General features: G+C 53.3%; 18 protein-coding genes. 9 read left to right on the forward strand and 9 right to left on the reverse strand.

Annotation, left to right across the window (positions count from 1 at the left end; genetic code table 11):
• Positions 1-65 precede the first annotated feature (65 nt).
• The gene (locus ABK821_RS04570) at positions 66-623 is read right to left on the reverse strand and encodes a YtfJ family protein (protein ID WP_142502866.1); all 558 of its coding nucleotides are present in this window, start codon (positions 621-623) and stop codon (positions 66-68) included.
• A gap of 319 nt (positions 624-942) precedes the next feature.
• Between ABK821_RS04570 and ABK821_RS04575 the strand changes: the two genes are divergently transcribed.
• Positions 943-1,149, forward strand: a complete 207-nt coding sequence (locus ABK821_RS04575) for a DUF1107 domain-containing protein (protein WP_138361675.1) — start codon at positions 943-945, stop codon at positions 1,147-1,149.
• 48 nt (positions 1,150-1,197) lie between these two features.
• Here ABK821_RS04575 and ABK821_RS04580 read toward each other — a convergent pair whose 3' ends face one another.
• Both ABK821_RS04580 and msrA read right to left on the reverse strand, forming a co-directional pair.
• Complete coding sequence (locus ABK821_RS04580; protein ID WP_138361674.1) at positions 1,198-2,541, reverse strand: hemolysin family protein; 1,344 nt, start codon at positions 2,539-2,541, stop codon at positions 1,198-1,200.
• 169 nt (positions 2,542-2,710) lie between these two features.
• Positions 2,711-3,349 (reverse strand): peptide-methionine (S)-S-oxide reductase MsrA, encoded by a 639-nt coding sequence (gene msrA, locus ABK821_RS04585; protein WP_138361673.1) that lies wholly within the window; start codon positions 3,347-3,349, stop codon positions 2,711-2,713.
• Between the two features lie 209 nt (positions 3,350-3,558).
• On the opposite strand from msrA, the gene tamA reads away from it, so the two are divergent.
• The 3 genes from tamA to ABK821_RS04600 are packed head-to-tail and all read left to right on the forward strand — an operon-like array spanning position 3,559 to position 9,415.
• Complete coding sequence (tamA, locus tag ABK821_RS04590) at positions 3,559-5,292, forward strand: autotransporter assembly complex protein TamA (protein ID WP_138361672.1); 1,734 nt, start codon at positions 3,559-3,561, stop codon at positions 5,290-5,292.
• Complete coding sequence (locus ABK821_RS04595) at positions 5,289-9,065, forward strand: translocation/assembly module TamB domain-containing protein (RefSeq protein WP_343178439.1); 3,777 nt, start codon at positions 5,289-5,291, stop codon at positions 9,063-9,065. Before tamA ends, ABK821_RS04595 begins: the two co-directional genes overlap by 4 nt.
• Positions 9,066-9,067: 2 nt before the next feature.
• Positions 9,068-9,415 (forward strand): gamma-glutamylcyclotransferase, encoded by a 348-nt coding sequence (locus ABK821_RS04600; RefSeq protein ID WP_138361670.1) that lies wholly within the window; start codon positions 9,068-9,070, stop codon positions 9,413-9,415.
• Positions 9,416-9,502: 87 nt separating this feature from the next.
• Here ABK821_RS04600 and ppa read toward each other — a convergent pair whose 3' ends face one another.
• Positions 9,503-10,033: an inorganic diphosphatase gene (ppa, locus tag ABK821_RS04605; protein WP_138361669.1), complete on the reverse strand. Its 531-nt coding sequence runs from the start codon at positions 10,031-10,033 to the stop codon at positions 9,503-9,505.
• Between the two features lie 403 nt (positions 10,034-10,436).
• On the opposite strand from ppa, the gene ytfQ reads away from it, so the two are divergent.
• The 4 genes from ytfQ to yjfF all read left to right on the forward strand — a co-directional run bounded on the left by ytfQ (position 10,437) and on the right by yjfF (position 14,973).
• Entirely contained in the window at positions 10,437-11,393 is a 957-nt protein-coding gene (gene ytfQ / locus ABK821_RS04610; RefSeq protein WP_138361668.1) for a galactofuranose ABC transporter, galactofuranose-binding protein YtfQ, read from the forward strand.
• A 68-nt stretch (positions 11,394-11,461) separates the two neighbouring features.
• The gene (gene ytfR / locus ABK821_RS04615; RefSeq protein WP_343178438.1) at positions 11,462-12,964 is read left to right on the forward strand and encodes a galactofuranose ABC transporter, ATP-binding protein YtfR; all 1,503 of its coding nucleotides are present in this window, start codon (positions 11,462-11,464) and stop codon (positions 12,962-12,964) included.
• A 10-nt stretch (positions 12,965-12,974) separates the two neighbouring features.
• Positions 12,975-14,000, forward strand: a complete 1,026-nt coding sequence (ytfT, locus tag ABK821_RS04620) for a galactofuranose ABC transporter, ATP-binding protein YtfT (protein ID WP_142502863.1) — start codon at positions 12,975-12,977, stop codon at positions 13,998-14,000.
• Positions 13,987-14,973 (forward strand): galactofuranose ABC transporter, permease protein YjfF, encoded by a 987-nt coding sequence (gene yjfF / locus ABK821_RS04625; protein WP_138361665.1) that lies wholly within the window; start codon positions 13,987-13,989, stop codon positions 14,971-14,973. Before ytfT ends, yjfF begins: the two co-directional genes overlap by 14 nt.
• A gap of 40 nt (positions 14,974-15,013) precedes the next feature.
• Here the strand turns inward: yjfF and fbp are convergent, their stop codons facing one another.
• Positions 15,014-16,012: a class 1 fructose-bisphosphatase gene (gene fbp, locus ABK821_RS04630; RefSeq protein WP_138361664.1), complete on the reverse strand. Its 999-nt coding sequence runs from the start codon at positions 16,010-16,012 to the stop codon at positions 15,014-15,016.
• A 175-nt stretch (positions 16,013-16,187) separates the two neighbouring features.
• Here fbp and mpl point away from each other — a divergent pair, with 175 nt between their 5' ends.
• Positions 16,188-17,561, forward strand: a complete 1,374-nt coding sequence (gene mpl, locus ABK821_RS04635; RefSeq protein ID WP_138361663.1) for a UDP-N-acetylmuramate:L-alanyl-gamma-D-glutamyl-meso-diaminopimelate ligase — start codon at positions 16,188-16,190, stop codon at positions 17,559-17,561.
• Positions 17,562-17,642: 81 nt separating this feature from the next.
• Here mpl and ABK821_RS04640 read toward each other — a convergent pair whose 3' ends face one another.
• The 4 genes from ABK821_RS04640 to adhE form a co-directional block, all read right to left on the reverse strand.
• Positions 17,643-18,851 (reverse strand): aldose 1-epimerase family protein, encoded by a 1,209-nt coding sequence (locus ABK821_RS04640; RefSeq protein WP_138361662.1) that lies wholly within the window; start codon positions 18,849-18,851, stop codon positions 17,643-17,645.
• A 318-nt stretch (positions 18,852-19,169) separates the two neighbouring features.
• Positions 19,170-20,312 carry an iron-containing alcohol dehydrogenase gene (locus ABK821_RS04645; protein WP_138361661.1) on the reverse strand — a complete coding sequence of 381 codons (1,143 nt, stop codon included), beginning with the start codon at positions 20,310-20,312 and terminating at the stop codon, positions 19,170-19,172.
• Positions 20,313-20,537: 225 nt separating this feature from the next.
• Complete coding sequence (locus ABK821_RS04650) at positions 20,538-22,049, reverse strand: CoA-acylating methylmalonate-semialdehyde dehydrogenase (RefSeq protein ID WP_138361660.1); 1,512 nt, start codon at positions 22,047-22,049, stop codon at positions 20,538-20,540.
• Between the two features lie 131 nt (positions 22,050-22,180).
• Complete coding sequence (gene adhE, locus ABK821_RS04655; protein ID WP_343178437.1) at positions 22,181-24,850, reverse strand: bifunctional acetaldehyde-CoA/alcohol dehydrogenase; 2,670 nt, start codon at positions 24,848-24,850, stop codon at positions 22,181-22,183.
• Positions 24,851-25,093 lie beyond the last annotated feature (243 nt).

Raw genomic sequence — 25,093 nt, forward strand, 5'->3', positions numbered from 1 at the left:
TGTGGCTAGAGCCGAATTGTGCTTATGGATCGCGTCCCTCCCGCGATGACGGGAGAGATTCAAGATTATTCAGCCAGCAGCTTGTGCAGCAGGGCGATAACCTGCTGCACTTCATCCTGGGTGAGTGCGCCGTCTTTGGCCCATTGTACGCGGCCATTTTTATCCAACACCACAATCGCTGAGCTCTCTTTGTTAAGCTGCCACGCTTTGCGTACCTGGCCGTTGCTGTCGACGATAAACTGCGACCAGGGATAGCGCTGTTTGTTGCTCTCGATACTGCTGCGGACAAAGATTCCTGAGCCAGGGATCGCATCATCGGTATTGATGATGGTGGTGGTCTGATAGCGATCGTGTGGGAACTTCGCGTTTTTAATGGCCTCAATTAACATGGCGTTTTTTTCTTTCGCCGAAGAGCGTCCGGCGATGTGCTGTACGACGCGTACTTTTCCTGTCAGTTGTGCGCTATTCCAGTTTTTATAGCTAAATTTATCATTATCCAGCACTAACTCTCCGCGGTCTGCTACACCGACTGGCGCGACACGTTGTCCGTCGACAAAGTTATGCGCTGACGCCATCAGTGGCAACAAAAGCGATGAAACGGCCAGCAATTTACGTAGGGTCATGATGTTTCCTTATTATCGTTGCAGGTGATCCGACCACTTGGTCTGCTTTAAGCATAAGTGCGATTGCCGGTCTTACCCGCAATGATGGTGCCAGTTTGCGCGTTAACGCACAAATTCGTCTAATATCGGGGACTTATACTCTGATTGCCGGATGTCTGAAACGAAAACTCTGAATTAATGTCATTAAACGGTAAATAAACTTATACAAACTGGGTATCACTGAGATTCTGGACTATAGTTTCAGGGCACTAAAATTTGCGCTCCCGATACGTGGGCTAACTGTGGCACCACAAGAGCGTAACCCTGGCAGGAGACAACAATGAAAATTTTCCAACGCTACAACCCGCTACAAGTAGCGAAGTACGTGAAGATCCTGTTTCGTGGACGTTTGTATATCAAGGACGTTGGCGCTTTTGAATTTGATAAGGGTAAAATCCTTATCCCGAAGATCAAGGACAAGCTGCATTTGTCAGTGATGTCTGAGGTCAACCGTCAGGTTATGCGTCTGCAGACAGAGATGGCCTGAGGGTAAAAGATGGCTCCCGACGGGAGCCATATTTCGTTTTAAAAGGGCTTACGCCGATGCTTTTTCGTTATCCGCGGCATCCGGTATTTTGGGGGACAGCACCGTCGGCTTATTGTCGATACGGGTCACCAGCAACTGGTCGATGCGGTAGTTGTCGATATCCACCACTTCAAACTTATAGCCAGAGAATTTTACGGCGTCGGTGCGTTTGGGAATTTTACGCAGCATAAACATCATAAAGCCGCCAATCGTTTCGTAATTACCCGACTGTGGGAATTCATCGATATCCAGCACGCGCATCACGTCATCAATCGGCGTACCGCCGTCAATCAACCAGGAATTTTCATCGCGTGCGACGATCTGCTCTTCCAGCCCCTGACCGACCAGGTCGCCCATCAGCGTGGTCATCACGTCGTTAAGGGTGATAATCCCCACCACCAGCGCATACTCGTTCATGATCACAGCAAAGTCTTCACCGGCGGTTTTGAAGCTTTCCAGCGCTTCGGACAGCGTCAGAGTATCCGGGACAATCAGCGTATTGCGGATTTGCACACCCCCGGTTAACACCAGGCTTTGATTCGCCAGCACGCGGTTAAGCAGATCTTTGGAATCAACGTAGCCGATGATGTGATCGATATCTTCGTTACAGACCAGAAATTTGGAGTGCGGATGCTCTGCGACTTTATTTTTCAGGCTCTGTTCATCTTCATGGAGATCGAACCAGATGACGTTTTCCCGGGAGGTCATGGATGAAGGAACGGTGCGCGACTCCAGCTCGAACACATTTTCAATTAGCTCATGTTCCTGTTTACGCAGCACTCCGGCCAGCGCGCCGGCTTCCACCACGGCGTAAATATCATCAGAGGTAATGTCGTCTTTACGCACCATTGGAATTTTGAACAAGCGGAAGATGTTGTTAGCCATGCCATTGAACAACCATACCAGCGGGCGAAAGGCAAACAGGCAGAAGCGCATCGGGTTGATGATGCGTAAAGCGACGGCTTCAGGCGCAATCATACCGATGCGTTTCGGAGTCAGGTCAGCAAACAGGATGAACAGGCTGGTGACCAGGGTAAAGGAGATGATAAAGCTTAGCTGTTCGGCCAGCGCGGGGGACATATAGCGGCTTAGCAGACCATCGAAAGCCGGTGAGAATGCGGCATCGCCGACGATACCGCCGAGAATCGCCACCGCATTGAGGCCGATTTGCACCACGGTAAAGAAGGTGCCGGGGTTCTCCTGCATTTTGAGAACGCGTTGGGCGTTCACATTGCCGTCATCGGCCAGCAGTTTGAGTTTGATTTTACGTGACGCGGCCAGCGAGATCTCCGATATCGCAAAGAATGCACTGACGGCAATCAGACAAAGTATGACTAAAATACTGTTTAACATATCTTATCTGATCGTTGAGATCAGATCCTCGGAAGGGAAGTGAATAATACTCATGTGGAACACACAAAAAACCGGTCCGAAGGCATAGGACCGGCTTGTAACACGGGGTAGTATAGCGTAAGGCACCGTATAGCCGCCAGCGCGTAAATTATTCAGCCAGGCAGTAACATCAGGCCTGTGGCGGCAGACACACGCCGATCCCCCCGATACCGCAGTACCCGTATGGGTTTTTGTGCAGATACTGCTGATGATCGTCTTCCGCATAATAGAATGGCTTCGCCGTCGCTATCTCAGTGGTGATCGTGCGCGAGTCGTTCGCTTCGTGCATTGCCGCCTGGAAACGCGCCAGGCTGGCTTGCGCCGCTTTGCTTTGCTCCTGCGTCAGCGGGTAAATCGCTGAACGATACTGGGTGCCATGATCGTTGCCCTGCTGCATGCCCTGCGCCGGGTCGTGATTTTCCCAGAATACCTGTAATAACTGTTCATAACTGATGACCTGGGGATCGTAGACCACACGGACGGCTTCCGCATGACCGGTCTGACCGCTGCAGACTTCGCGGTAGGTCGGATTTGGCGTATAGCCTCCGGTATAGCCCGCGGCGGTGCTGTAAACGCCAGGAAGCTGCCAGAACAGGCGTTCGACGCCCCAGAAACAGCCCATAGCAAACAGGGCGATCTCCATTCCTGCCGGAATGTTGGTCATTGAGTGGCCATTGACGGCGTGGAGCGTAGCCACCGGCATCGGCGTATTGCGTCCCGGCAGCGCGTCCGCCTGGGCGACAAGATGCGTTTTATCAAATAGACTCACGGTGGGCCTCATAAAAACAGAAAAGGGGGTTTAGGTTGTAACCAGGCGTGTCTTTTAACACAATACACACGCTCAATACGTCTAAATTTAAACATAAGAACTATTTGGGCTATTGTCACTTTTTCAACCCCTGGCTGTTAGTGGGTTGTTAAGCCGTGGAGCGGCGATTTCGTTTCCTTCGGGGCAAACAAGGATATTCAGGAGAAAACGTGCTACAAATCCGCCAGTTATGTATCACCAGCCTTTTACTGGTCAGCGGGGTCGCCAGCGCAGCGAGCGTGCGTTTGCAAGTGGAGGGGTTATCCGGGGAGCTGGAAAAAAACGTCCGCGCCCAATTGTCTACGATCCAGAGCGATGAGGTGACGCCGGATCGGCGCTTCCGCGCGCGCGTGGACGATGCTATTCGTGAAGGGCTCAAAGCGCTGGGTTACTACGAACCGACGATCGATTTTGATTTGCGTCCGCCGCCAAAGAAGGGGCGCCAGGTCCTGATTGCTAAAGTCACGCCCGGCGAACCGGTGCGTATTGGCGGTACCGAGGTTATTTTGCGCGGCGGAGCGCGGACCGATCGCGACTATCTGGATCTGTTAAAAACGCGCCCGGCCATCGGCACCGTGCTCAATCATAGCGATTATGATGGCTTCAAAAGTTCACTGACCCGCATTGCGCTGCGCAAGGGATATTTCGATAGCGAATTTAATAAAAGCCAGCTTGGCGTCTCTCTCGACAGACATCAGGCCTTCTGGGATATCGACTACAACAGCGGCGAGCGCTATCGCTTTGGCCCGGTCACTTTCGAAGGCTCGCAGATTCGCGACGAATACCTGCAAAACCTGGTGCCGTTTAAACAGGGCGACTACTACACTTCACAGGATTTAGCCGAACTCAACCGCCGTCTGTCGGCTACCGGCTGGTTTAGCTCCGTGGTCGTGGCGCCGCAGTTTGCAAAGTCCCGCCAGACCAAAATTCTGCCTTTGCAGGGCGTTGTCTCCCCGCGTAAAGAGAATACCGTTGAAACCGGCGTCGGTTACTCAACTGACGTCGGCCCGCGGGTCAAAGGGACGTGGAAAAAGCCGTGGATGAACTCGTACGGCCATAGCCTGACTTCCAGTCTTAGCGTTTCCGCTCCTGAGCAGCAGCTTGATTTCAGCTATAAAATTCCGCTGTTAAAAAGCCCCCTTGAGCAGTACTACCTGATGCAGGGCGGATTCAAACGTACGGACCTCAACGATACGAAAGCCGACTCAACGACCCTGGCCGTTTCGCGCTACTGGGAGATGTCGAGCGGCTGGCAGCGCGCGCTGAATCTGCGCTGGAGCCTTGACCACTTTACCCAGGCTAACGTGACGAATACCACGATGCTGATCTATCCGGGCGTGTCGGTGAACCGGACCCGCTCGCGGGGCGGTCTGATGCCAACCTGGGGCGATTCGCAGCGCTACTCGGTAGACTATTCCAACACCCTGTGGGGCTCGGATATTAACTTTATCGTCATGCAGGCGCAGGATGTGTGGATCCGAACGCTCTACGACCGTCACCGTTTCGTGGTGCGCGGCAATCTCGGCTGGATTGAAGCCGATAACTTCAGCAAAGTTCCGCCGGACCTGCGTTTCTTCGCCGGGGGGGACCGGAGTATTCGTGGTTATAAATACAAATCTATCTCGCCTAAAGATGATGATGGCAAGCTGATAGGGGCTTCGAAGCTGGCTACCGGCTCGCTGGAATATCAGTATAACGTGAGCGGCAAGTGGTGGGGCGCGGTGTTTGTCGACAGTGGTGAAGCCGTGAGCGATATCCGTGAAAGTGATTTCAAAACCGGCGCGGGCTTTGGCGTGCGCTGGCAGTCGCCGGTCGGGCCGATCAAACTGGATATCGCCAGGCCGATAGGCGACAAAGATGAGCACGGTTTACAGTTTTACATTGGTCTGGGGCCTGAATTATGAGTTTATGGAAGAAAATAAGCCTCGGCGTACTGATTTTTCTGGTGTTGTTACTGGGAACAGCAGGATTTCTGGTGGGTACCACTACGGGCCTGCATCTGGTGATAAACGCCGCCAATCGTTGGGTTCCGGGGCTGGAAATCGGCAAAACCACCGGCGGCTGGCGTGACCTGACGCTCAATAATATACGTTATGAACAGCCTGGGGTGGCGATAAGCGCAGGTCAGTTCCACCTTGGCGTCAAGCTGCGCTGCCTGTGGGACAGCAGCCTGTGCGTCAACGATATCTCTCTGCGCGATATTTATGTGACGATCGATACCCGTAAAATGCCGCCAGCTGAGCCGGTGGAGGAAGAAGAGAGCGGCCCGCTAAATCTTTCCACTCCCTATCCGATTACCCTGAACCGGGTGGCGCTGCATAACGTCAATGTGAAAATTGACGATACCGCCGTTTCGCTGCGTGATTTTTCCAGCGGCCTGAACTGGCAGGAGAAAAACCTGACCCTGACGCCGACTTCGTTGCAAGGGTTGCTTATTGCGCTGCCGAAAGCAGCAAAAGTGGCGCAAGAGCAGGTGGTCGAACCGAAAATCGCCAACCCGCAGCCGGAAGAGAAACCGATTGGCGAGATGATGAAAGATCTCTTCTCGAAGCCGGTGCTGCCGGAAATGGCAGACGTTCATTTGCCGCTGAATCTCAATATTCAGGCGCTCCGCGGCGAACAGCTGCGCCTGACCGGCGATACCGATATGACCATCTATACGCTGTTGCTGAAAGTCAGCAGCACTGACGGGCAGATGAAACTGGATGCGCTGGATGTGGACTCCGACCAGGGCAACGTGAAGGCTTCCGGTCGCGCGCAATTGCAGGGAAACTGGCCGGTTGATATCACCCTTAACAGCACGCTGAATATCGATCCGCTGAAGGGCGAGAAGGTGCAACTGAACGTCGGGGGCGAGGTGCGTAAAAAGCTGACGGTTGGCGTGGATTTAACTGGCCCAGTGGCAATGACGCTGCGTGCCGAAGCGCAGCTGGCTGAAGCGGGCTTACCGCTGGATATGGAGGTTAAAAGCAACCAGCTCTACTGGCCGTTTACCGGCGAGAAAGCGTTCCAGGCCGATGATCTGCTGCTGAAATTTAACGGCAAAATGACCGACTACACCATGGCTTTCAGCACCGCGGTGAAAGGACAATCGCTGCCGCCGGCAAAAATTAGCCTGAACGCGAAGGGCAACGAACAGCAGGTCAATATCGATAAGCTGACCGTCGCCGCCCTGGAGGGGAAAACCGAGCTGAAAGCGCTGCTTGACTGGCAGCAGGCGATCAGCTGGCGTGGCGAACTGACGCTCAACGGCATTAACACCGCGAAAGAGGTGCCTGAGTGGCCCTCGAAGCTCAACGGTCTGATTAAAACTCAGGGTAGCCTGTACGGCGGAAGCTGGCAGATGTCGGTGCCGGAGCTAAAAATCACCGGTAATGTGAAACAGAATAAGGTCGATGTGAACGGTTCGCTGCAGGGCAATAGCTATATGCAGTGGAAAATCCCCGGCCTGCATCTGGCGTTAGGCCCTAATCGCGCCGACGTGAAAGGCGAACTGGGGGTGAAAGATCTGAACCTCGACGCCACGATTGATGCGCCGCGGCTTGATAATGCGCTGCCGGGACTGGGCGGCACGGCGAAGGGACTGGTGAAAGTCCGCGGTACCGTCGATGCGCCGCAGCTACTGGCGGATATCACCGCCCGGGCGCTGCGCTGGCAGGAGCTGTCCATTGCGCAAGTGAACGTGAAGGGGGATGTCAAATCTGCAGAGCAGATTGGCGGAAACCTTGATGTACGCATCGATCGTATTCGTCAGCCGGGTGTCAATATCAGCCTGGTACAGCTCAATGCGAAGGGCGACGAGAAGCAGCACGACCTGCAACTGCGGGTGCAGGGCGAGCCGGTTGCCGGGCATCTGTCGCTGGCAGGGAGCTTTGATCGTAAAGCAGAGCGCTGGAAAGGGACGCTCAGCAATACGCGTTTCCAGACGCCGGTGGGGCCGGTTGCCCTGACGCGGGATATTGCGCTGGATTACCGTCATTTTGAGCAAAAAATCAGTATCGGGCCACATTGCTGGACTAACCCTGATGCCGAGCTATGCGTGCCGCAAACCATCGACGCGGGGGCGAGCGGGCACGCGCGGGTGGATCTCAGGCGTTTCGACCTGGCGATGCTGAAGCCGTTTATGCCGGAAGAGACGCGCGCCAGCGGCGTATTTAGCGGTAACGCTGATGTGAGCTGGGACACGACCAAAGAGGGATTACCGCAGGGCAAGGTCACGCTAAACGGGCGTAACGTGAAAGTGACCCAGATGGTCAATGACGCGCCGCTACCGGTGTCTTTCGATACCCTGAACCTCACGGCCGATTTGCACAATAACCGCGCGCAGCTGGGCTGGTTGATTCGTTTGACCAACAACGGTCAACTGGACGGGCAGGTTCAGGTCACCGATCCGCAGGGACGCCGCAATCTGGGGGGCAATGTTAATATCAACAACTTCTCGCTTGCGATGATAAATCCTGTTTTCGCGCGCGGTGAGAAGGCTGAGGGGATACTTAACGCGCATCTTACGCTTGGCGGTAATGTGCAGAACCCGCAGTTGCATGGTCAGATGCGGCTCAATGGCGTGGATATTGAAGGCAACTTTATGCCGTTCGATATGCAGCCGAGCCAGCTGGCAATGAATTTTACCGGCACCCGTTCAACATTGCAGGGAACGGTGAATACCAGCCAGGGGCAAATTGCTTTAAGCGGTAGCGCCGACTGGACGCAGATTGATAACTGGCGCGCGCAAATCGCGGCGAAAGGCAGCCGGGTGCGGATAACCGTGCCGCCGATGGTGCGCCTTGATGTATCGCCGGATGTGGTCTTTACTGCCACACCAAGCCTGTTTAGCCTTGATGGCAGCGTCGATGTGCCGTGGGCACGTATTGTCGTCAATGAAGTGCCGGAAAGCGCCGTTGGCGTCTCTTCTGATGAAGTGATGCTGGATAAAAATCTGCAACCGATTAAGCAGCAGAGCGCCAGTATCCCCATCAACAGTAACCTGATGATCCACGTCGGCAATAATGTTCGTCTGAGCGCCTTCGGCCTGAAAGCCCGTTTGACCGGTGATTTGAAAGTCGCTCAGGATAAACAGGGGCTGGGCCTGAACGGGCAGATCAGTATCCCGGAAGGCCGTTTTCACGCCTATGGTCAGGATCTGATTGTGCGTAAAGGTGAGCTGATGTTCTCCGGCCCACCGGATCAGCCGTTGTTGAATATTGAAGCTATTCGTAATCCGGATGCCACTGAAGATGATGTGGTTGCTGGCGTTCGAGTGACCGGTTCGGCCGATCAGCCGAAAGCGGAAATATTCTCTGACCCGGTAATGTCGCAACAAGAGGCGCTCTCTTATCTGCTGCGAGGGCAGGGGTTAAGCAGCGGACAGAGCGATAGTGCGGCCATGACCTCGATGCTTATTGGCATGGGGGTTGCACAAAGTGGTCAGGTTGTGGGTAAAATCGGCGAGACGTTTGGCGTAAGCAATCTGGCGCTGGATACCGAGGGGGTGGGTGACTCCTCCCAGGTGGTGGTCAGCGGCTATGTACTGCCGGGTCTGCAGGTAAAATATGGGGTAGGGATCTTTGATTCCCTGGCGACGTTGACGTTGCGTTATCGCCTGATGCCTAAGCTATATATGGAAGCGGTGTCTGGCGTAGACCAGGCTCTCGATTTGCTCTATCAGTTTGAGTTTTAGCAATGCGAATATTTGTTTACGGCAGTTTACGACGCAAACAAGGCAACAGCCACTGGATGACTAATGCTCAGTGGCTGGGCGATCATAGTGTCACTGATTATCAACTGTACAACCTGGGCCACTATCCAGGTGCAGTGCCGGGTAAGGGCACAGTACATGGTGAAGTTTATCGTATTGACGCTTCGACGCTGGCTGAATTGGATGCGTTGCGTACCAAAGGGGGCGAGTATGCTCGTCACTTAATCCAGACGCCTTACGGTAGTGCCTGGATGTATGTCTATCAGCGCCCCGTTGAGGGGTTTGTGCTGATAGAAAATGGCAACTGGTTGGACAGAGACCAGTATCAATAACGGCAACGCCACCTTCGGGTGGCGTTGTTTTCTTTAGACAAAAAAACACCGCCGAAGGCGGTGTTCGTTGGTCAGAACGCTGCGGAATTACTTCTGTTTCGCGCGCTCAAAGGAAGCAACGATTTCAGCTTTCGCCGCTTCGGCGTTGTCCCAGCCATCAACCTTAACCCATTTGCCGGCTTCGAGGTCTTTATAGTGTTCGAAGAAGTGGGTGATCTGCGCTTTCAGCAGTTCCGGCAGGTCGCTCACATCTTTGATGTGATCGTACTCTTTGCTCAGCTTGGTGTGCGGTACCGCAACCAGTTTGGCATCTTCACCGGATTCGTCGGTCATTTTCAGCACGCCAACCGGACGGCAGCGGATCACTGAACCCGGCTCCAGCGGGTACGGCGTCGGGACCAGAACGTCCACCGGGTCACCGTCCAGAGACAGAGTGTGGTTGATGTAACCGTAGTTGCACGGATAGAACATCGCTGTGGACATAAAACGGTCAACGAACAGTGCGCCGCTCTCTTTGTCGACTTCGTATTTGATTGGATCTGCGTTCGCCGGGATTTCGATCACGACGTAGATGTCTTCCGGCAGATCTTTGCCTGCAGGTACGTTGAGTAAGCTCATGTCTGTTTCCTTTAAAATGTATGGCAAACAAGTGCCAGGTATTATAGCCAACTCACATCGAATGTCTTCGCTTCTTTTTCCGCGAAATGCATGGCAAGCGTCTGAATTTTTCCCCGTTAAACAATCGAAAAATCCATAAACATAGCCGCATACTGAATAAATTTATGTAACCGTTTTCATTGCATGTGCTTGATATCTCAATACGTGCAAAATTTCATCATAAACAGCCATCATCACACAGGGCGCGAAGCCTTATGGGCTCTCTGCTGGCGTAAGTTGTGTCGATTAACATCTAATTAACTTTTTTGAAGTGTGATGTAACGCATCCAGTTACATCTCCGATTGTCTATAGTTTGTCCGCAGGTGAGGTTTTAACCAACAATAACCCTACGAGGATCTTCTTATGTGGAAGCGCTTACTTCTTGTCACAGCAGTTTCCGCAGCTATGTCGTCTATGGCTATGGCTGCCCCTCTTACCGTAGGTTTTTCTCAGGTCGGTTCAGAATCCGGCTGGCGTGCGGCTGAAACCAACGTCGCCAGGGCGGAAGCGAAAGAACGCGGTATCACCCTGAAAATTGCCGATGCGCAGCAAAAGCAGGAAAACCAGATTAAGGCAGTACGTTCTTTCATCGCGCAGGGGGTTGATGCCATCTTTATCGCTCCGGTGGTGGCGACCGGCTGGGAGCCGGTACTGAAGGAAGCCAAAGAGGCAAAAATTCCCGTTTTCCTGCTCGATCGCTCGATTGATGTAAAAGATAAAGATCTCTATATGACGACCGTCACCGCGAACAACGTGCTGGAAGGTAAGCTGATTGGCGAATGGCTGATTAAAACCGTTGATGGTAAGCCGTGCAACGTGGTTGAACTGCAGGGCACCGTCGGAGCAAGCGTGGCGATTGACCGTAAGAAAGGCTTTGCCGAAGCCATTGCTAACGCGCCGAATATCAAAATTATCCGCTCCCAATCCGGCGACTTTACCCGTAGTAAGGGTAAAGAAGTGATGGAGAGCTTTATTAAAGCGGAAAACAACGGCAAGAACATTTGCATGGTTTACGCCCATAACGACGATATGGTCATTGGCGCAATTCAGGCGATTAAAGAGGCCGGGCTGAAGCCGGGCAAAGATATCCTCACCGGCTCCGTTGACGGTGTACCGGATATCTATAGAGCAATGATTGCCGGTGAAGCGAATGCCAGCGTCGAGTTGACGCCGGACATGGCCGGGCCGGCATTCGATGCGCTGGAGAAATACAAAAAAGACGGCACCGTACCTGAGAAAGTGATCATCACTAAATCAACGCTCTACTTACCGGATACCGCGAAAGAAGAGCTGGAGAAGAAGAAAAATATGGGCTACTGAGTGGTTGTCTGACGACTGCACGGCTGAGAACCCTCTCCTCCCGGAGAGGGTTAAGGTGAGGGGAGAGCATGAACGACGAATCACATCAGGAAATTCTTCGTACCGAAGGGTTAAGCAAATTTTTCCCCGGCGTGAAAGCGCTGGATAACGTTAATTTCAGCCTGCGGCGGGGCGAAATCATGGCCCTGTTAGGTGAAAATGGCGCGGGCAAATCAACCCTGATTAAAGCGCTGACCGGGGTCTATCATGCGGATCGTGGGGCTATCTGGCTGGAAGGGCAGGAGATCGCGCCAAAAAATACCGCCCATGCCCAGCAGTTGGGGATTGGCACCGTCTATCAGGAAGTAAACCTGCTGCCCAATATGTCGGTGGCGGATAACCTGTTTATTGGCCGTGAACCGAGACGCTTTGGCCTGCTGCGGCGTAAAGAGATGGAAAAGCGCGCGACGGATCTGATGGCGTCCTACGGTTTTTCCCTTGATGTGCGCGAACCGCTCAATCGCTTTTCGGTTGCGATGCAGCAGATTGTGGCGATCTGTCGGGCGATTGATCTGTCCGCAAAAGTGTTAATTCTTGATGAACCCACCGCTAGTCTGGATACCCTGGAAGTGGAGATGCTCTTCACCCTGATGCGCCAGTTGCGCGATAGCGGGGTCAGTCTGATTTTCGTTACCCATTTTCTTGACCAGGTGTATGCGGTGAGCGATCGCATCACCGTCCTGCGCAACGGTTGCTTTGTTGGCTGCCGGGAAACCCGCGAACTGCCGCAAATCGAACTGGTGAAAATGATGCTGGGTCGTGAGCTGGAGCATAACGCTCTGCAACGTGCAGGCCGTACTCTGCTGAGTGAGAAACCGGTCGCCGCCTTCGAAGATTTTGGCAAAAAAGGCACCATCGCGCCGTTTAATCTCCAGGTTCGTCCTGGAGAGATCGTGGGTCTGGCGGGCCTGCTCGGTTCGGGAAGGACGGAAACGGCGGAAGTGATCTTCGGCATCAAACCCGCGGATTGCGGCAAAGCATGGATCAAAGGCAAACCGCAGACTCTGCGTTCGCCACATCAGGCATCCTGCCTCGGGATCGGTTTTTGTCCCGAAGATCGCAAAACAGACGGTATTATCGCCGCCGCGTCGGTACGGGAAAATATCGTTCTCGCGTTGCAGGCGCAGCGCGGCTGGCTGCGGCCGATTGGCCGACGTGAACAAAATGAGATTGCCCAGCGCTTTATCCGCCAGTTGGGGATTCGTACCCCTAACGCTGAGCAACCGATAGAGTTCCTCTCCGGGGGGAATCAGCAGAAAGTTTTACTCTCTCGCTGGCTACTGACCAAACCACAGTTCCTGATCCTCGACGAACCGACGCGCGGTATTGATGTCGGCGCCCATGCGGAGATCATCCGTCTGATCGAATCCCTGTGTGCCGATGGCCTGGCGCTGCTGGTGATTTCTTCAGAGCTGGAAGAGCTGGTGGGCTATGCCGATCGGGTGATTATCATGCGCGATCGCCAGCAGGTGGCGGAACTGGCGCTGAGCGAGCTCTCCGTTCCGGCGATCATGAATGCTATTGCGGCATAAGGAGTAACCGATGATGCCTCAATCAGTTCCGAAAACCGGCCAGCCGAAACGGCGCTTTACCTGGCCAAAGGGGATGCCGCAAATTATTGCCTTACTGCTGGTGCTGGTGATCGACAGCATGGTTTCCCCGCATTTCTACCAGATAGTGCTCCAGGAAGGGCGGCTGTTCGGAAGCCCCATTGATATTTTGAACCGCGCAGCGCCGGTTGCCCTGCTGGCGATCGGCATGACGCTGGTTATCGCCACCGGCGGGATTGACCTCTCTGTCGGAGCGGTGATGGCGATTGCCGGCGCGACGGCGGCGTCGATGACCGTGGCGGGACACAGTCTGCCGGTGGTGCTGCTGGCCTCGCTGGCCGCTGGCGCGCTGGCCGGTCTGTGGAACGGGATCCTGGTGGCGATGCTGAAGATCCAGCCTTTTGTCGCCACGTTAATCCTGATGGTTGCCGGTCGCGGCGTGGCGCAGTTAATCACTTCCGGGCAGATTGTGACCTTTGATTCCCCACACCTTGCATGGCTTGGCAGCGGTTCGCTGCTGCTTTTCCCGACGCCGGTGATTATCGCTGTCCTCACGCTGCTGCTGTTCTGGCTGTTTACCCGCAAGACCGCGCTGGGGATGTTTATCGAAGCGGTGGGCATTAACATTCGCGCGGCGAAAAACGCCGGGGTGAATACCCGCATTGTGGTGATGCTGGCCTATGTATTAAGCGGCGTTTGTGCGGCGATTGCCGGGATTATTGTCGCGGCGGATATTCGCGGGGCCGATGCCAATAATGCCGGTTTATGGCTGGAGATGGACGCTATTCTGGCGGTGGTGATCGGCGGCGGTTCGCTGCTGGGGGGGCGTTTTAACCTGCTGCTTTCGGTGGTTGGGGCGCTGATTATCCAGGGGATGAATACCGGGATCCTGCTGTCGGGATTCCAGCCGGAACTTAACCAGGTCGTCAAAGCGGTGGTGGTGCTGTGCGTGCTGGTTGTCCAGTCGCCGCGCTTTATCAGTTTACTGAAGGGGATGCGCAGCCATGATAAAACGTAATTTACCGTTAATGATCACCCTGGCGGTATTTCTGCTGGGGTACCTCTACTGCCTGGTTCAGTTTCCGGGATTTGCTTCGACGCGGGTAATCTGCAATATCCTGACCGATAATGCTTTTCTTGGGATTATCGCCGTCGGCATGACTTTCGTGATCCTCTCCGGCGGGATCGATCTGTCGGTGGGATCGGTTATCGCCTTTACTGGCGTATTTCTCGCCAAAGCGATCGGCTTCTGGGGATTTTCGCCGCTGGTGGCGTTTCCGCTGGTGCTGGTGATGGGGTGTGCTTTTGGCGCATTTATGGGCTTGCTGATCGATGCGCTGAAGATCCCGGCGTTCATCATCACGCTCGCCGGGATGTTTTTCTTGCGCGGTGTCAGCTATCTGGTTTCCGAAGAGTCAATCCCCATCAATCATCCGCTGTATGACACCCTCTCCGGACTGGCATGGATGATACCCGGCGGCGGCCGTCTGAGCGCGATGGGGCTGCTGATGCTGCTGGTGGTGGTGGTAGGGATTTTTCTGGCTCACCGTACTCGTTTTGGCAATCAGGTTTATGCTATTGGCGGCAATGCAACATCGGCGAATCTGATGGGGATCTCTACGCGCAGCACGACGATCCGCATCTATATGCTTTCCACCGGGCTGGCGACGCTGGCGGGGATCGTTTTTTCCATTTATACCCAGGCGGGCTATGCGCTGGCGGGCGTGGGGGTCGAGCTGGATGCGATCGCTTCGGTGGTGATTGGCGGCACGCTGTTAAGCGGCGGTGTCGGGACGGTGCTGGGCACGTTGTTTGGCGTTGCGATTCAGGGGCTGATTCAAACCTATATCAACTTCGACGGTACGCTGAGTTCATGGTGGACCAAGATCGCCATTGGCATTCTGCTGTTTATCTTTATCGCGTTTCAGCGAGGTCTGACGGTATTATGGGAAAATCGGCAGAGCTCGCCGGTATCAAGAGTGGAGCGCTGAGGGGAGATGCCCCCTCCCGTCATCAGGAGGGGGAAGGGCTTTACGCGTCCGGGAACGCTTTAATAAAGTTCTCGACGTCTTCCACCATATGATTATTGCCGACGAAGAAAGAGCGACGCTGGTGCAGGCTTTCCGGGATAATATCCAGAATGCGCTCTTTGCCATCACTGGCTTTGCCGCCCGCCTGTTCAGCGAGGAACGCCATCGGGTTGCATTCATACAGCAGGCGCAGCTTACCTTCCGGGTGGCTGGCGGTGCTCGGGTAGAGATAGATGCCGCCTTTTAGCAGGTTACGGTGGAAATCCGCCACCAGAGAACCGATATAGCGCGAGGTGTAGGGGCGCTGGGTCTCTTTATCTTCTTCCTGGCAGTACTTGATGTACTTCTTCACGCCCATCGGGAATTTGATGTAGTTGCCTTCGTTAATGGAATAGGTGTTGCCTTTTTCCGGGAAGCGCATGCGCTCCTGACACAGGCAGAAGACGCCAAGGGACGGGTCGTAGGTAAAAGCGTGGACGCCGCAGCCGGTGGTATAGACCAGCATCGTCGAGGAGCCGTAAACCACATAGCCTGCGGCGACCTGCCGGTTACCCGGTTGCAGAAAATCTTCTTCGGTAACGGGCGTGCCCACCGGTGTGACGCGACGATAGATAGAGAAAATCGTGCCGACCGAGACATTAACGTCAATGTTAGAGGAGCCATCCAGAGGGTCCATCAGCACCACGTATTTGGCGTGTTCGCACCCTTCAAAGACGACGATTTCATCTTCTTCTTCAGAGGCGATCCCGGCAACAATATCACGTGCTCGCAGTGCAGCTTTTAATTTTTCATTGGCGAACAGGTCGAGTTTTTGTTGTACCTCGCCCTGAACGTTTTCCGCACCGCTGGCACCCAGGATATCGACCAGACCGGCCTTATTGATATCGCGGTGGATGATCTTGGCGCCTAACTTTATCGCCGACAACAAAGCAGTAAGCTCGCCAGTAGCGTGAGAGAACTCATGCTGCTTTTCGACAATAAATTCACCTAACGTTTTCATAACCCGTTCCCTGCATGTTTATGTGAAGTAAAACGAACATCACAATCTTAACAAAGAATAAAAAAAGTTCGCACAGGTGAATCGCGCCAGCAAAATGCGGATTCGCCCTAAATGCATTTCTTTCCCCCCCAACATCCCGGTAAACTGTGCTTCAGATAAGAGAAGGAAATGACGAATGCGCATTCATATTTTAGGAATCTGTGGCACGTTTATGGGGGGGCTGGCGGTGCTGGCGCGCTCCCTTGGTCATGAGGTAACGGGGTCGGATGCGAACGTTTATCCGCCGATGAGTACCTTGCTGGAAACTCAGGGAATTGAATTAATCCAGGGGTATGATGCCAGCCAGCTGGATCCGCAGCCGGATCTGGTGATCATCGGTAACGCGATGACGCGCGGCAACCCGTGCGTGGAAGCGGTGCTGGAAAATAACATCCCGTATATGTCCGGGCCGCAGTGGCTGCACGACTTTGTCCTGCGCGATCGCTGGGTGCTGGCGGTTGCCGGGACGCATGGTAAAACCACCACAGCCGGGATGGCGACCTGGATCCTTGAAGCCTGTGGCTACAAGCCGGGCTTTGTCATCGGCGGCGTACCGGGCAACTTTGATGTGTCCGCGCGCCTTGGCGACAGCCCGTTCTTCGTGATTGAAGCCGATGAATATGACTGTGCTTTCTTCGATAAGCGCTCTAAGTTCGTTCACTACTGCCCGCGTACATTGATTCTCAATAACCTTGAGTTTGATCATGCGGATATCTTTGACGATCTGAAGGCCATCCAGAAACAGTTCCATCATCTGGTGCGCATTGTGCCGGGCAAGGGCAAAATCATTCTGCCTGAGAACGACATCAATCTGAAACAGACGATGGCGATGGGCTGCTGGAGCGAGCAGGAACTGGTCGGCGAACAGGGCCACTGGCAGGCGAAAAAGCTGACCACCGATGCTTCCTCATGGGAAGTGTGGCTGGACGGAGAGAAAGTTGGCGAGGTGAAGTGGGCGCTGGTCGGTGAACATAATATGCATAACGGCCTGATGGCCATTGCTGCCGCCCGGCATGTCGGCGTACAGCCTGCCGATGCGGCCAATGCGCTGGGCAGCTTTATCAACGCCCGCCGCCGTCTGGAACTTCGCGGTGAAGCCAACGGCGTCACCGTATACGACGATTTTGCCCACCACCCGACGGCGATTCTGGCGACTTTGCAGGCGCTGCGCGGCAAAGTTGGCGGTACCGCGCGAATTCTTGCCGTGCTTGAACCGCGTTCCAACACTATGAAAATGGGCATTTGCAAAGACGACCTGGCGCCATCGCTTGGTCGCGCGGATGAAGTCTTCCTGCTGCAGCCTCAGCATATTCCGTGGCAGGTCGCTGAAGTGGCTGACGCTTGCGTACAGCCTGCGCACTGGAGCGCCGATGTCGATAATCTGGTGGATATGATTGTCAAAACCGCGCATCCGGGCGACCACATTCTGGTGATGAGTAACGGCGGGTTTGGCGGCATTCATCAGAAGCTGCTCGATAAGCTGGCGAAAAAAGCGCAGGCTGCCGGGTAAGCGAGACGCTTTGTTTATCTGCCCTCTGTGTGAGGGCAGATGCTTTTCGTTACCGGGTTACGCTATCCTCTGTGCGTGACATTACTCTTTCGCGATCGGCGTTTCGTTTTCCGCGACAGGGGTATTTCCTTGAATAGCGGCAATTTTCTTCTCAATGTCGGCCACTTGTTTGCTGTTATGCAGCAATGTATAGGTCAGATCGAATTGCGTGCTGGCCCCAGGCTGAAGCTGCTTAACGCGTTTCTGTTCACGCTCGATGGTTACCGGATAGGCGTAGCTGGTGCCGGGTTCAATACCGGTCACATAGCCTTGTTTCTCGGTATCAGTATTTTTCCATAGCGTCAGCACCGGTAGCTGCCGGGTATCGAACTGAATGGACGCGCCTTTATCTCCCGCTTTGTTGACTACCGCAGCCAGGCTCTGATGATTAGCATCCGCCAGCGGCTGGATATTAAAGACCATCTCATCGAAATTTTTGGTCGGACCGGCGTAGGTTTGCCAGGTTTTTAAACCGGCTTTAGCATAGTCATTGAACGGGCTGATACTGGATATTGGCGCGATAAATCGGGCGCCTTCTTCGAGGATCGGTTTACCGAAGTTGCTGTGATAGATGATTTGATAATCATGAGGATAGTCGGCGTGGTTGGTTAAGACATCATGCAGGCTGAAGCTATTGCTGCCAGGCACATAGCGCAGCTCAGTCATGGTTTGTAAATTCACTTTCTTGAAGGCGCTCTCTTTTATTAGCCCGCGCACGCGAATTTCATAAGGCGCGCTATCCGCCACCTCAACTTCTACCTGAGAGGCTGGCGTGTTGCCGGCTCTGCCATGCAGGGTATAAATTTGCCCGTCGGCGGTCACCGGATGGCCGGTCCATTCATAACCGCAGCGCACCATCATCTCATTGAACCCTTCCAGCCAACCCAGACCATTACGACTTTCCAGGTTAATAAAGGCCGGGTTGACCACCTCTTTTACCGGTGAGTCCCAGCCCATTCGCGAGCCGAAACCTTCAATTTTCAGCAGATCCATGCCACGGGTCGGGCTCAGGGTAATAGTCAGGCCATCTTTGCTGCGGATTATGAGGATTTTACTGCCCTCCTGTTTACCGCCGTGCAGCACTTTTTGCTCAATGCTGAAGGTATGATCTTTTATCTTCAGCTGATCGCTGGTTATTTGCCAGTTTCCTTTATCCATGCCGCTTTCAGCGTTTGTCAGCACCCATGTTTTTGCCATGACCGGCCCAGAGATAAGCATGGCGATTGCTGTTAAAGCTAATGTCTTTTTCATTTTTCATCCCTTTTGCTGAATCGATTGTGTTTCTGGTTCGGGAAATTTAGTGGTAACTGGATTTTTGAAATGTGAGATGTTTCACCTGGTGAGGAAATATGCGATTTTATATCTATAAATGGGATTTAAATCTCATTTTTATTTGTAATTAACCATTCACATATATGAAATATGTGAACTTAATCGTTTTTAGATTTAACGATTCAGCTTTGATTTATCCTGCGACGGGAACAGAAAAAAGAAGGCGGTAGAGGTGTGGATAACCCCTACCGCCTGATGCAACGTATTTTGCGGTTTAAAAAGCCGACGGGATGGCGATTATGCGCCGTAGAATGCTTTAGTATATAACCCCTTCACATCCTGAACCGACGGATAGTTGGGGTTTGTTAATGTGCAGGGATCGTCGACGGCATTGGCGCTCATTCTGTCGAGAACATTCACGAAAGTCACTTCATTAATATCAACTTCATTACACTGACTTAATGTTGGTGGGATTTCCAGACGTGTATTCAGATCTTTAATCTTCTCAATCAGATTAGTTATCCCTAACGCGGCTTCAAGCTGGTGATATTTTTTCGTGAATTTCGCATTATACTGGATGATATAAGGCAACATAATGGCGTTTGCCAGGCCATGTGTAATGCCGAACTCGCCGCCAATTTTATGCGCCATTGAATGCACTAATCCTAACGATGCATTGGTAAAGGCGATTCCCGCCAGCGCAGAGGCATTATGCATATGCATGCGAGCGTTTAAATCATCAGGCGAGCGGTATGCTGTTTCCAGATATGTAAACACCAGGCGAATAGCTTCTACTGCATAGGGGTCGGTAAACGAGTTGGATGCGGTGGATACATAGGCTTCAATCGCGTGGGTCAGGACATCCATACCGGTGTGGACGGTGACGTGCGGCGGCATTTTAGCCGGGATCGTGGGATCGAGAATGGCGATATCTGGTACCAGATCGGCGGCGACAATGGGGTACTTAATATGATTCGCCGTATCGGTAATCACCGAGAATGCGGTGATTTCTGATGCGCTGCCGCTGGTGGACGGGATCGCAACAAACCGGGCTTTGTTGCGCAGCGGCGGCATGGCGCCGACCGGGATGATCTCTTCGAACGTCAATTGCGGGTGCTCATAGAAACACCACATGACTTTGGCGGCATCAAGCGCGGAACCGCCGCCGATTGCCACTATCCAGTCAGGCTCAAAGGCCAGCATCTCTTTTGCGCCGCGCCAGACAGTTTTAATTGACGGATTAGGTTCAACATTATCGATAATAATGCATTCGATACCCGCTTTGTTAAGTTCAGTGATGGCTTTATCCAGAAAACCAAAGCGCTTCATTGAACTGCCGCCGGTGACTAATGCCGCTTTTTTACCGCTTAGCGTCGACAGATGTTCTAAAGCATTTTCGCCATAAATAATACTGCGTGGAATTGAGAAGGCCTGGATCATAGGGAACTCCATTTTAATATTAAGGATTTTTTTAGTGTGCATTGGCCATGTGAGATGCAATGACAGGTGCAGAGTAAAAAAATCCCATTAATACCCCAGATATTGCTGTCGCAATACCTGGAGGGAGTGATTTCCGTTATGCTTCAAGTTGCAGGCACTGTTAAAAACGGTTGACCATTTTTCCCTGCAACTCGAATTATTTAGGGTAAAGATTTTATTTGCCGATTAAATCGTACCGTCCCAGGAGTCGACTTTTTCACGCTTCGCTTCTTCTTCATCAAACCAGCGCGTAGTGACGCATTTTGATTCGGTATAGAAACGTACGCCATCTTTACCCAGACAGTGCAGATCGCCGAAGAAAGAGTGTTTATGGCCTGAGAACGGGAACACGCCAACCGGTACCGGGATGCCGACGTTAATCCCTACCATGCCGCCGTGGGTACGTTTCTGGAACTCACGGGCGTAGTAGCCGCTCTGGGTGAAAATAACCGAGCCATTGGCGAAAGGGTTATTGTTCATGACCTGCAGACCTTCCTCGAAGGTTTTCACCCGTTTAAAACACAGGACCGGCCCGAAGATTTCTGTTGTGCCGACGCTCATTTTCTCGGTGACGTGATCCAGCACGGTTGGCCCGACGTAGAAACCGTTCTCCTGGCCCGGCACTTTAATGTCACGCCCATCGAGAACCAGCCTGGCGCCTTCTTCGAGCCCTTTATTAATCCAGTTGATGACCGACTGTTTGTGGCTTTTGGAAATCACCGGACCCATATCGGTATCGCGCAAATAGCCCGGGCCGACTTTGAGCTGTTTGGCTTTTTCGACGACCGCGGCAATCAATTTATCGGCGATCTCTTCCTGTACAACGACCACCGGCAGCGCCATGCAGCGTTCGCCTGCGCAGCCGAATGCGGCGTTGATAATCCCGGCAGCGGTGCGGTTAATCGGTGCGTCGGCCAGCACCAGCGCATGGTTTTTCGCTTCGCACAGCGCCTGGACGCGTTTACCGTGGGCGGCAGCTTTGGAATAAACGTGGAGACCCACGGAGGTGGAGCCGACAAAGGAGACGCCGTTAACATCGGGATGAGTCAGCAGAATATCGGCCTCATTACGTGAGCAGGTCACAATGTTAATCACGCCATCCGGCACGCCTGCTTCCTGATAAAGTTTGGCGATCTCCATGCAGGTCATCGGGGTCATACTGGCGGCTTTGATCACTATTGTATTACCGGAAGCGACGCATAACGGCGTCATCCAGCCCATCGGGATCATCGCGGGGAAGTTAAAAGGCACGATACCGGCGAATACGCCAATGGGTTCGCGATAAAGGTTGGTGTCGATCCCGGATGACGCGTCCATCAGGTTTTCACCCGCGATCAATGTCGGGATGCCGCAGGCAAGCTCGGTGCCTTCTTTTGCTTTTAATACATCACCTTCGGCATCGCCCCAGGCCTTACCGTTCTCTTTTGCCACTAGCTCGGTTAAGCGTTCCTGGTTCTGAATTAATAATTCGCGAACGCGGTACATAATTTGTGAGCGTTTAATTGCCGGAGTATTTGACCACGCCGGAAAGGCTTTACGGGCTGCGGCAATCGCATCCAGCACTTCTTGCTCGGTACAGCAGGGAGCCTGAGCCATGACCTCCCCGGTACTTGGGTTATAGACGTCCATATAGCGTTCGGTCTGCGAAACGCGCCATTGACCATCAACGAAATATTTCAATCTTGGGACGGTAGTCATATTTTTCTCCATGATGATATCGTTCTACGTGCTCTAAAAATCAGGTTCTGACCTGGCGGCGAAAATAACCCATGGTTAATTTTCTGCTGCCGGGTCAGGGACTCGTGTGAATCTGTCAGGCGACACAGTTGTTATTTCTCAGTGATGGCCTCCGGTTTGGTGGATTTTTCGGCGGCCGCAACCCGTGGTTTTTCCGTATATTTATTGCCGTAGAAGCTGTCTAACAGCAGTTGTTTTAATTCGGCAATAAGCGGATAGCGTGGGTTCGCTCCGGTACACTGATCGTCGAACGCATCTTCAGACAGCTTGTCTACCTGAGCCAGGAAATCCGCTTCCTGCACGCCCGCTTCGCGGATGGATTTTGGAATACCCAGATCGGCTTTGAGGATCTCCAGCCATGCCAGCAGCTTCTCGATTTTCGCCGCGGTGCGATCGCCCGGCGCGCTCAGGCCGAGGTGGTCGGCAATTTCCGCATAACGACGGCGGGCTTGCGGACGGTCATACTGGCTGAATGCCGTCTGCTTGGTCGGGTTGTCGTTAGCGTTATAACGGATGACGTTGCAGATCATCAGGGCGTTCGCCAGACCGTGAGGAATGTGGAACTGGGAACCCAGTTTATGCGCCATAGAGTGGCACACGCCGAGGAAGGCATTGGCAAAGGCGATCCCGGCGATGGTTGCCGCATTATGGACACGTTCACGGGCCACCGGGTTTTTCGATCCTTCATGATAGGAGGCTGGCAAGTACGCTTTCAGCAGTTTCAGCGCCTGCAGCGCCTGGCCATCGGAATACTCGGACGCCAGTACGGAAACGTAAGCTTCCAGCGCGTGCGTGACCGCATCCAGACCGCCGAAAGCACACAGGGATTTCGGCATGTCCATTACCAGATTTGCATCGACAATCGCCATATCCGGGGTCAGCGCGTAGTCTGCTAGCGGATATTTCTGTCCGGTGGCATCATCGGTCACCACCGCAAATGGCGTCACTTCAGAGCCGGTGCCCGACGTTGTGGTGATGGCGACCATCCGGGCTTTGACGCCCATTTTCGGAAAGGTGTAGATACGTTTACGGATATCCATAAAGCGCAGCGCCAGCTCTTCAAAGTGAGTTTCCGGATGTTCATACATGACCCACATGATTTTTGCCGCATCCATCGGGGAGCCGCCGCCCAGCGCGATGATCACGTCTGGTTTGAAGGAGTTTGCCAGCTCCGCGCCTTTACGCACGATAGTCAGCGTCGGGTCTGCTTCAACTTCAAAGAAAACTTCAGTTTCAACGCCAGCCGCTTTCAGCACGGAGGTGATCTGGTCAGCATAGCCATTGTTAAACAGGAAGCGGTCAGTCACGAGCAGTGCGCGCTTATGGCCATCGCCGATCACTTCCGCCAGGGCGATGGGCAGGGAACCACGGCGAAAATAGATAGATTTGGGAAGTTTATGCCACAGCATATTTTCAGCTCGCTTAGCCACGGTTTTCTTGTTGATCAAGTGCTTAGGCCCGACGTTTTCCGAGATGGAGTTCCCCCCCCAGGAGCCGCAGCCCAGCGTCAGGGAAGGGGCGAGACTGAAGTTATAGAGATCGCCGATCCCGCCATGGGAGGTCGGGGTATTAATCAGAATGCGTGCGGTTTTCATTTTTTCGCCAAAGGCCATTACCCGGTCTGACTGGTTATCCTGATCGGTATAGAGACAAGAGGTGTGGCCGATACCGCCCATATCCACCAGCTTCACCGCTTTTTCCACGGCGTCGGCAAAATCTTTTGCCCGGTACATCGCCAGCGTCGGCGAAAGCTTCTCATGGGCAAAAGGCTCGCTGTCATCGATAACGTTGACTTCGCCAATTAAAATTTTGGTCTCCACAGGAACGCTGATCCCGGCCATTTCGGCGATTTTAACCGCCGACTGGCCGACAATCGCCGCATTGAGCGCGCCATTTTTTAGCAGAATTCCCTGAACCGCTTTCAGTTCTTTGCCCTGCAGCAGATAGCCGCCGTGGCTGGCAAAGCGCTGGCGAACCGCGTCATAGACGGCATCCACCACCACGACCGACTGTTCGGAGGCGCAGATAACGCCGTTATCGAAGGTTTTTGACATCAGAATAGAGGCCACCGCGCGCTTCACATCGGCAGTTTCATCAATTACCACCGGCGTGTTGCCTGCACCGACGCCAATTGCTGGTTTACCGGAACTGTAAGCGGCTTTCACCATGCCCGGCCCACCGGTCGCGAGGATCAGATTGATATCCGGGTGGTGCATCAGTCGGTTAGATAATTCAACGGTTGGCTCGTTAATCCAGCCAATGATATCCGGCGGCGCACCGGCTTCGACTGCTGCGCGCAGTACGATTTCCGCTGCACGATTAGTGGCATTTTTCGCCCGCGGATGCGGAGAAAAGATGATCCCATTACGGGTTTTTAAGCTAATCAGCGATTTAAAAATGGCGGTGGAGGTCGGGTTGGTGGTGGGAACAATGCCGCAGATCAGCCCGATGGGTTCGGCGATAGTGATCGTGCCGAAGGCTTCATCCTCGCTAAGCACCCCGCAGGTTTTTTCATCTTTATAGGCGTTGTAGATATATTCGGAAGCGAAGTGATTTTTAATGACTTTATCTTCAACGATGCCCATGCCGGACTCGGCGACCGCCATTTTTGCCAGCGGAATACGAGCATCGGCAGCGGCCAGCGCCGCGGCGCGGAATATTTTGTCGACTTTCTCCTGAGGAAAGGTCGCATACGCCTGCTGCGCTTTTCGTACCCGTGCGACCAGGGCGTCGAGATCGTCATTACTGGTTATGAGTGACATAAGTTTTCTCCATAAGGGATTCAATTCTCTTAAGTAAAACGCGTGCCTTAACTGTAATGACGCCAAACCGTCCGCCACTGCAGATGCCTGGTTTTAATTAACAGAACTGACCGATCGGAATGTGCCAACGTGTGATTCGGTTTTTATTCACGCCATAATGAAATTTATTTTTCAATTACAATAATGAATGAAATACAAAAACCGTTTTGAGAGATGGATCAAAGATAAGCAAACTGCTGAAAA

It is taken from the genome of Klebsiella sp. KE9456, assembly GCF_043832615.1.
Lineage (GTDB): Bacteria > Pseudomonadota > Gammaproteobacteria > Enterobacterales > Enterobacteriaceae > Klebsiella > Klebsiella indica.

Excerpts from the sequence above, each read along its gene's own strand:
- ABK821_RS04570 (WP_142502866.1), bottom strand. The coding sequence starts at position 623 with ATGACCCTACGTAAATTGCTGGCCGTTTCATCGCTTTTGTTGCCACTG.
- ABK821_RS04575 (WP_138361675.1), top strand. The coding sequence starts at position 943 with ATGAAAATTTTCCAACGCTACAACCCGCTACAAGTAGCGAAGTACGTG.
- ABK821_RS04580 (WP_138361674.1), bottom strand. The coding sequence starts at position 2,541 with ATGTTAAACAGTATTTTAGTCATACTTTGTCTGATTGCCGTCAGTGCA.
- ABK821_RS04595 (WP_343178439.1), top strand. The coding sequence starts at position 5,289 with ATGAGTTTATGGAAGAAAATAAGCCTCGGCGTACTGATTTTTCTGGTG.
- ABK821_RS04600 (WP_138361670.1), top strand. The coding sequence starts at position 9,068 with ATGCGAATATTTGTTTACGGCAGTTTACGACGCAAACAAGGCAACAGC.
- ppa (WP_138361669.1), bottom strand. The coding sequence starts at position 10,033 with ATGAGCTTACTCAACGTACCTGCAGGCAAAGATCTGCCGGAAGACATC.
- ytfQ (WP_138361668.1), top strand. The coding sequence starts at position 10,437 with ATGTGGAAGCGCTTACTTCTTGTCACAGCAGTTTCCGCAGCTATGTCG.
- ytfR (WP_343178438.1), top strand. The coding sequence starts at position 11,462 with ATGAACGACGAATCACATCAGGAAATTCTTCGTACCGAAGGGTTAAGC.
- ytfT (WP_142502863.1), top strand. The coding sequence starts at position 12,975 with ATGATGCCTCAATCAGTTCCGAAAACCGGCCAGCCGAAACGGCGCTTT.
- yjfF (WP_138361665.1), top strand. The coding sequence starts at position 13,987 with ATGATAAAACGTAATTTACCGTTAATGATCACCCTGGCGGTATTTCTG.
- fbp (WP_138361664.1), bottom strand. The coding sequence starts at position 16,012 with ATGAAAACGTTAGGTGAATTTATTGTCGAAAAGCAGCATGAGTTCTCT.
- mpl (WP_138361663.1), top strand. The coding sequence starts at position 16,188 with ATGCGCATTCATATTTTAGGAATCTGTGGCACGTTTATGGGGGGGCTG.
- ABK821_RS04640 (WP_138361662.1), bottom strand. The coding sequence starts at position 18,851 with ATGAAAAAGACATTAGCTTTAACAGCAATCGCCATGCTTATCTCTGGG.
- ABK821_RS04645 (WP_138361661.1), bottom strand. The coding sequence starts at position 20,312 with ATGATCCAGGCCTTCTCAATTCCACGCAGTATTATTTATGGCGAAAAT.
- ABK821_RS04650 (WP_138361660.1), bottom strand. The coding sequence starts at position 22,049 with ATGACTACCGTCCCAAGATTGAAATATTTCGTTGATGGTCAATGGCGC.
- adhE (WP_343178437.1), bottom strand. The coding sequence starts at position 24,850 with ATGTCACTCATAACCAGTAATGACGATCTCGACGCCCTGGTCGCACGG.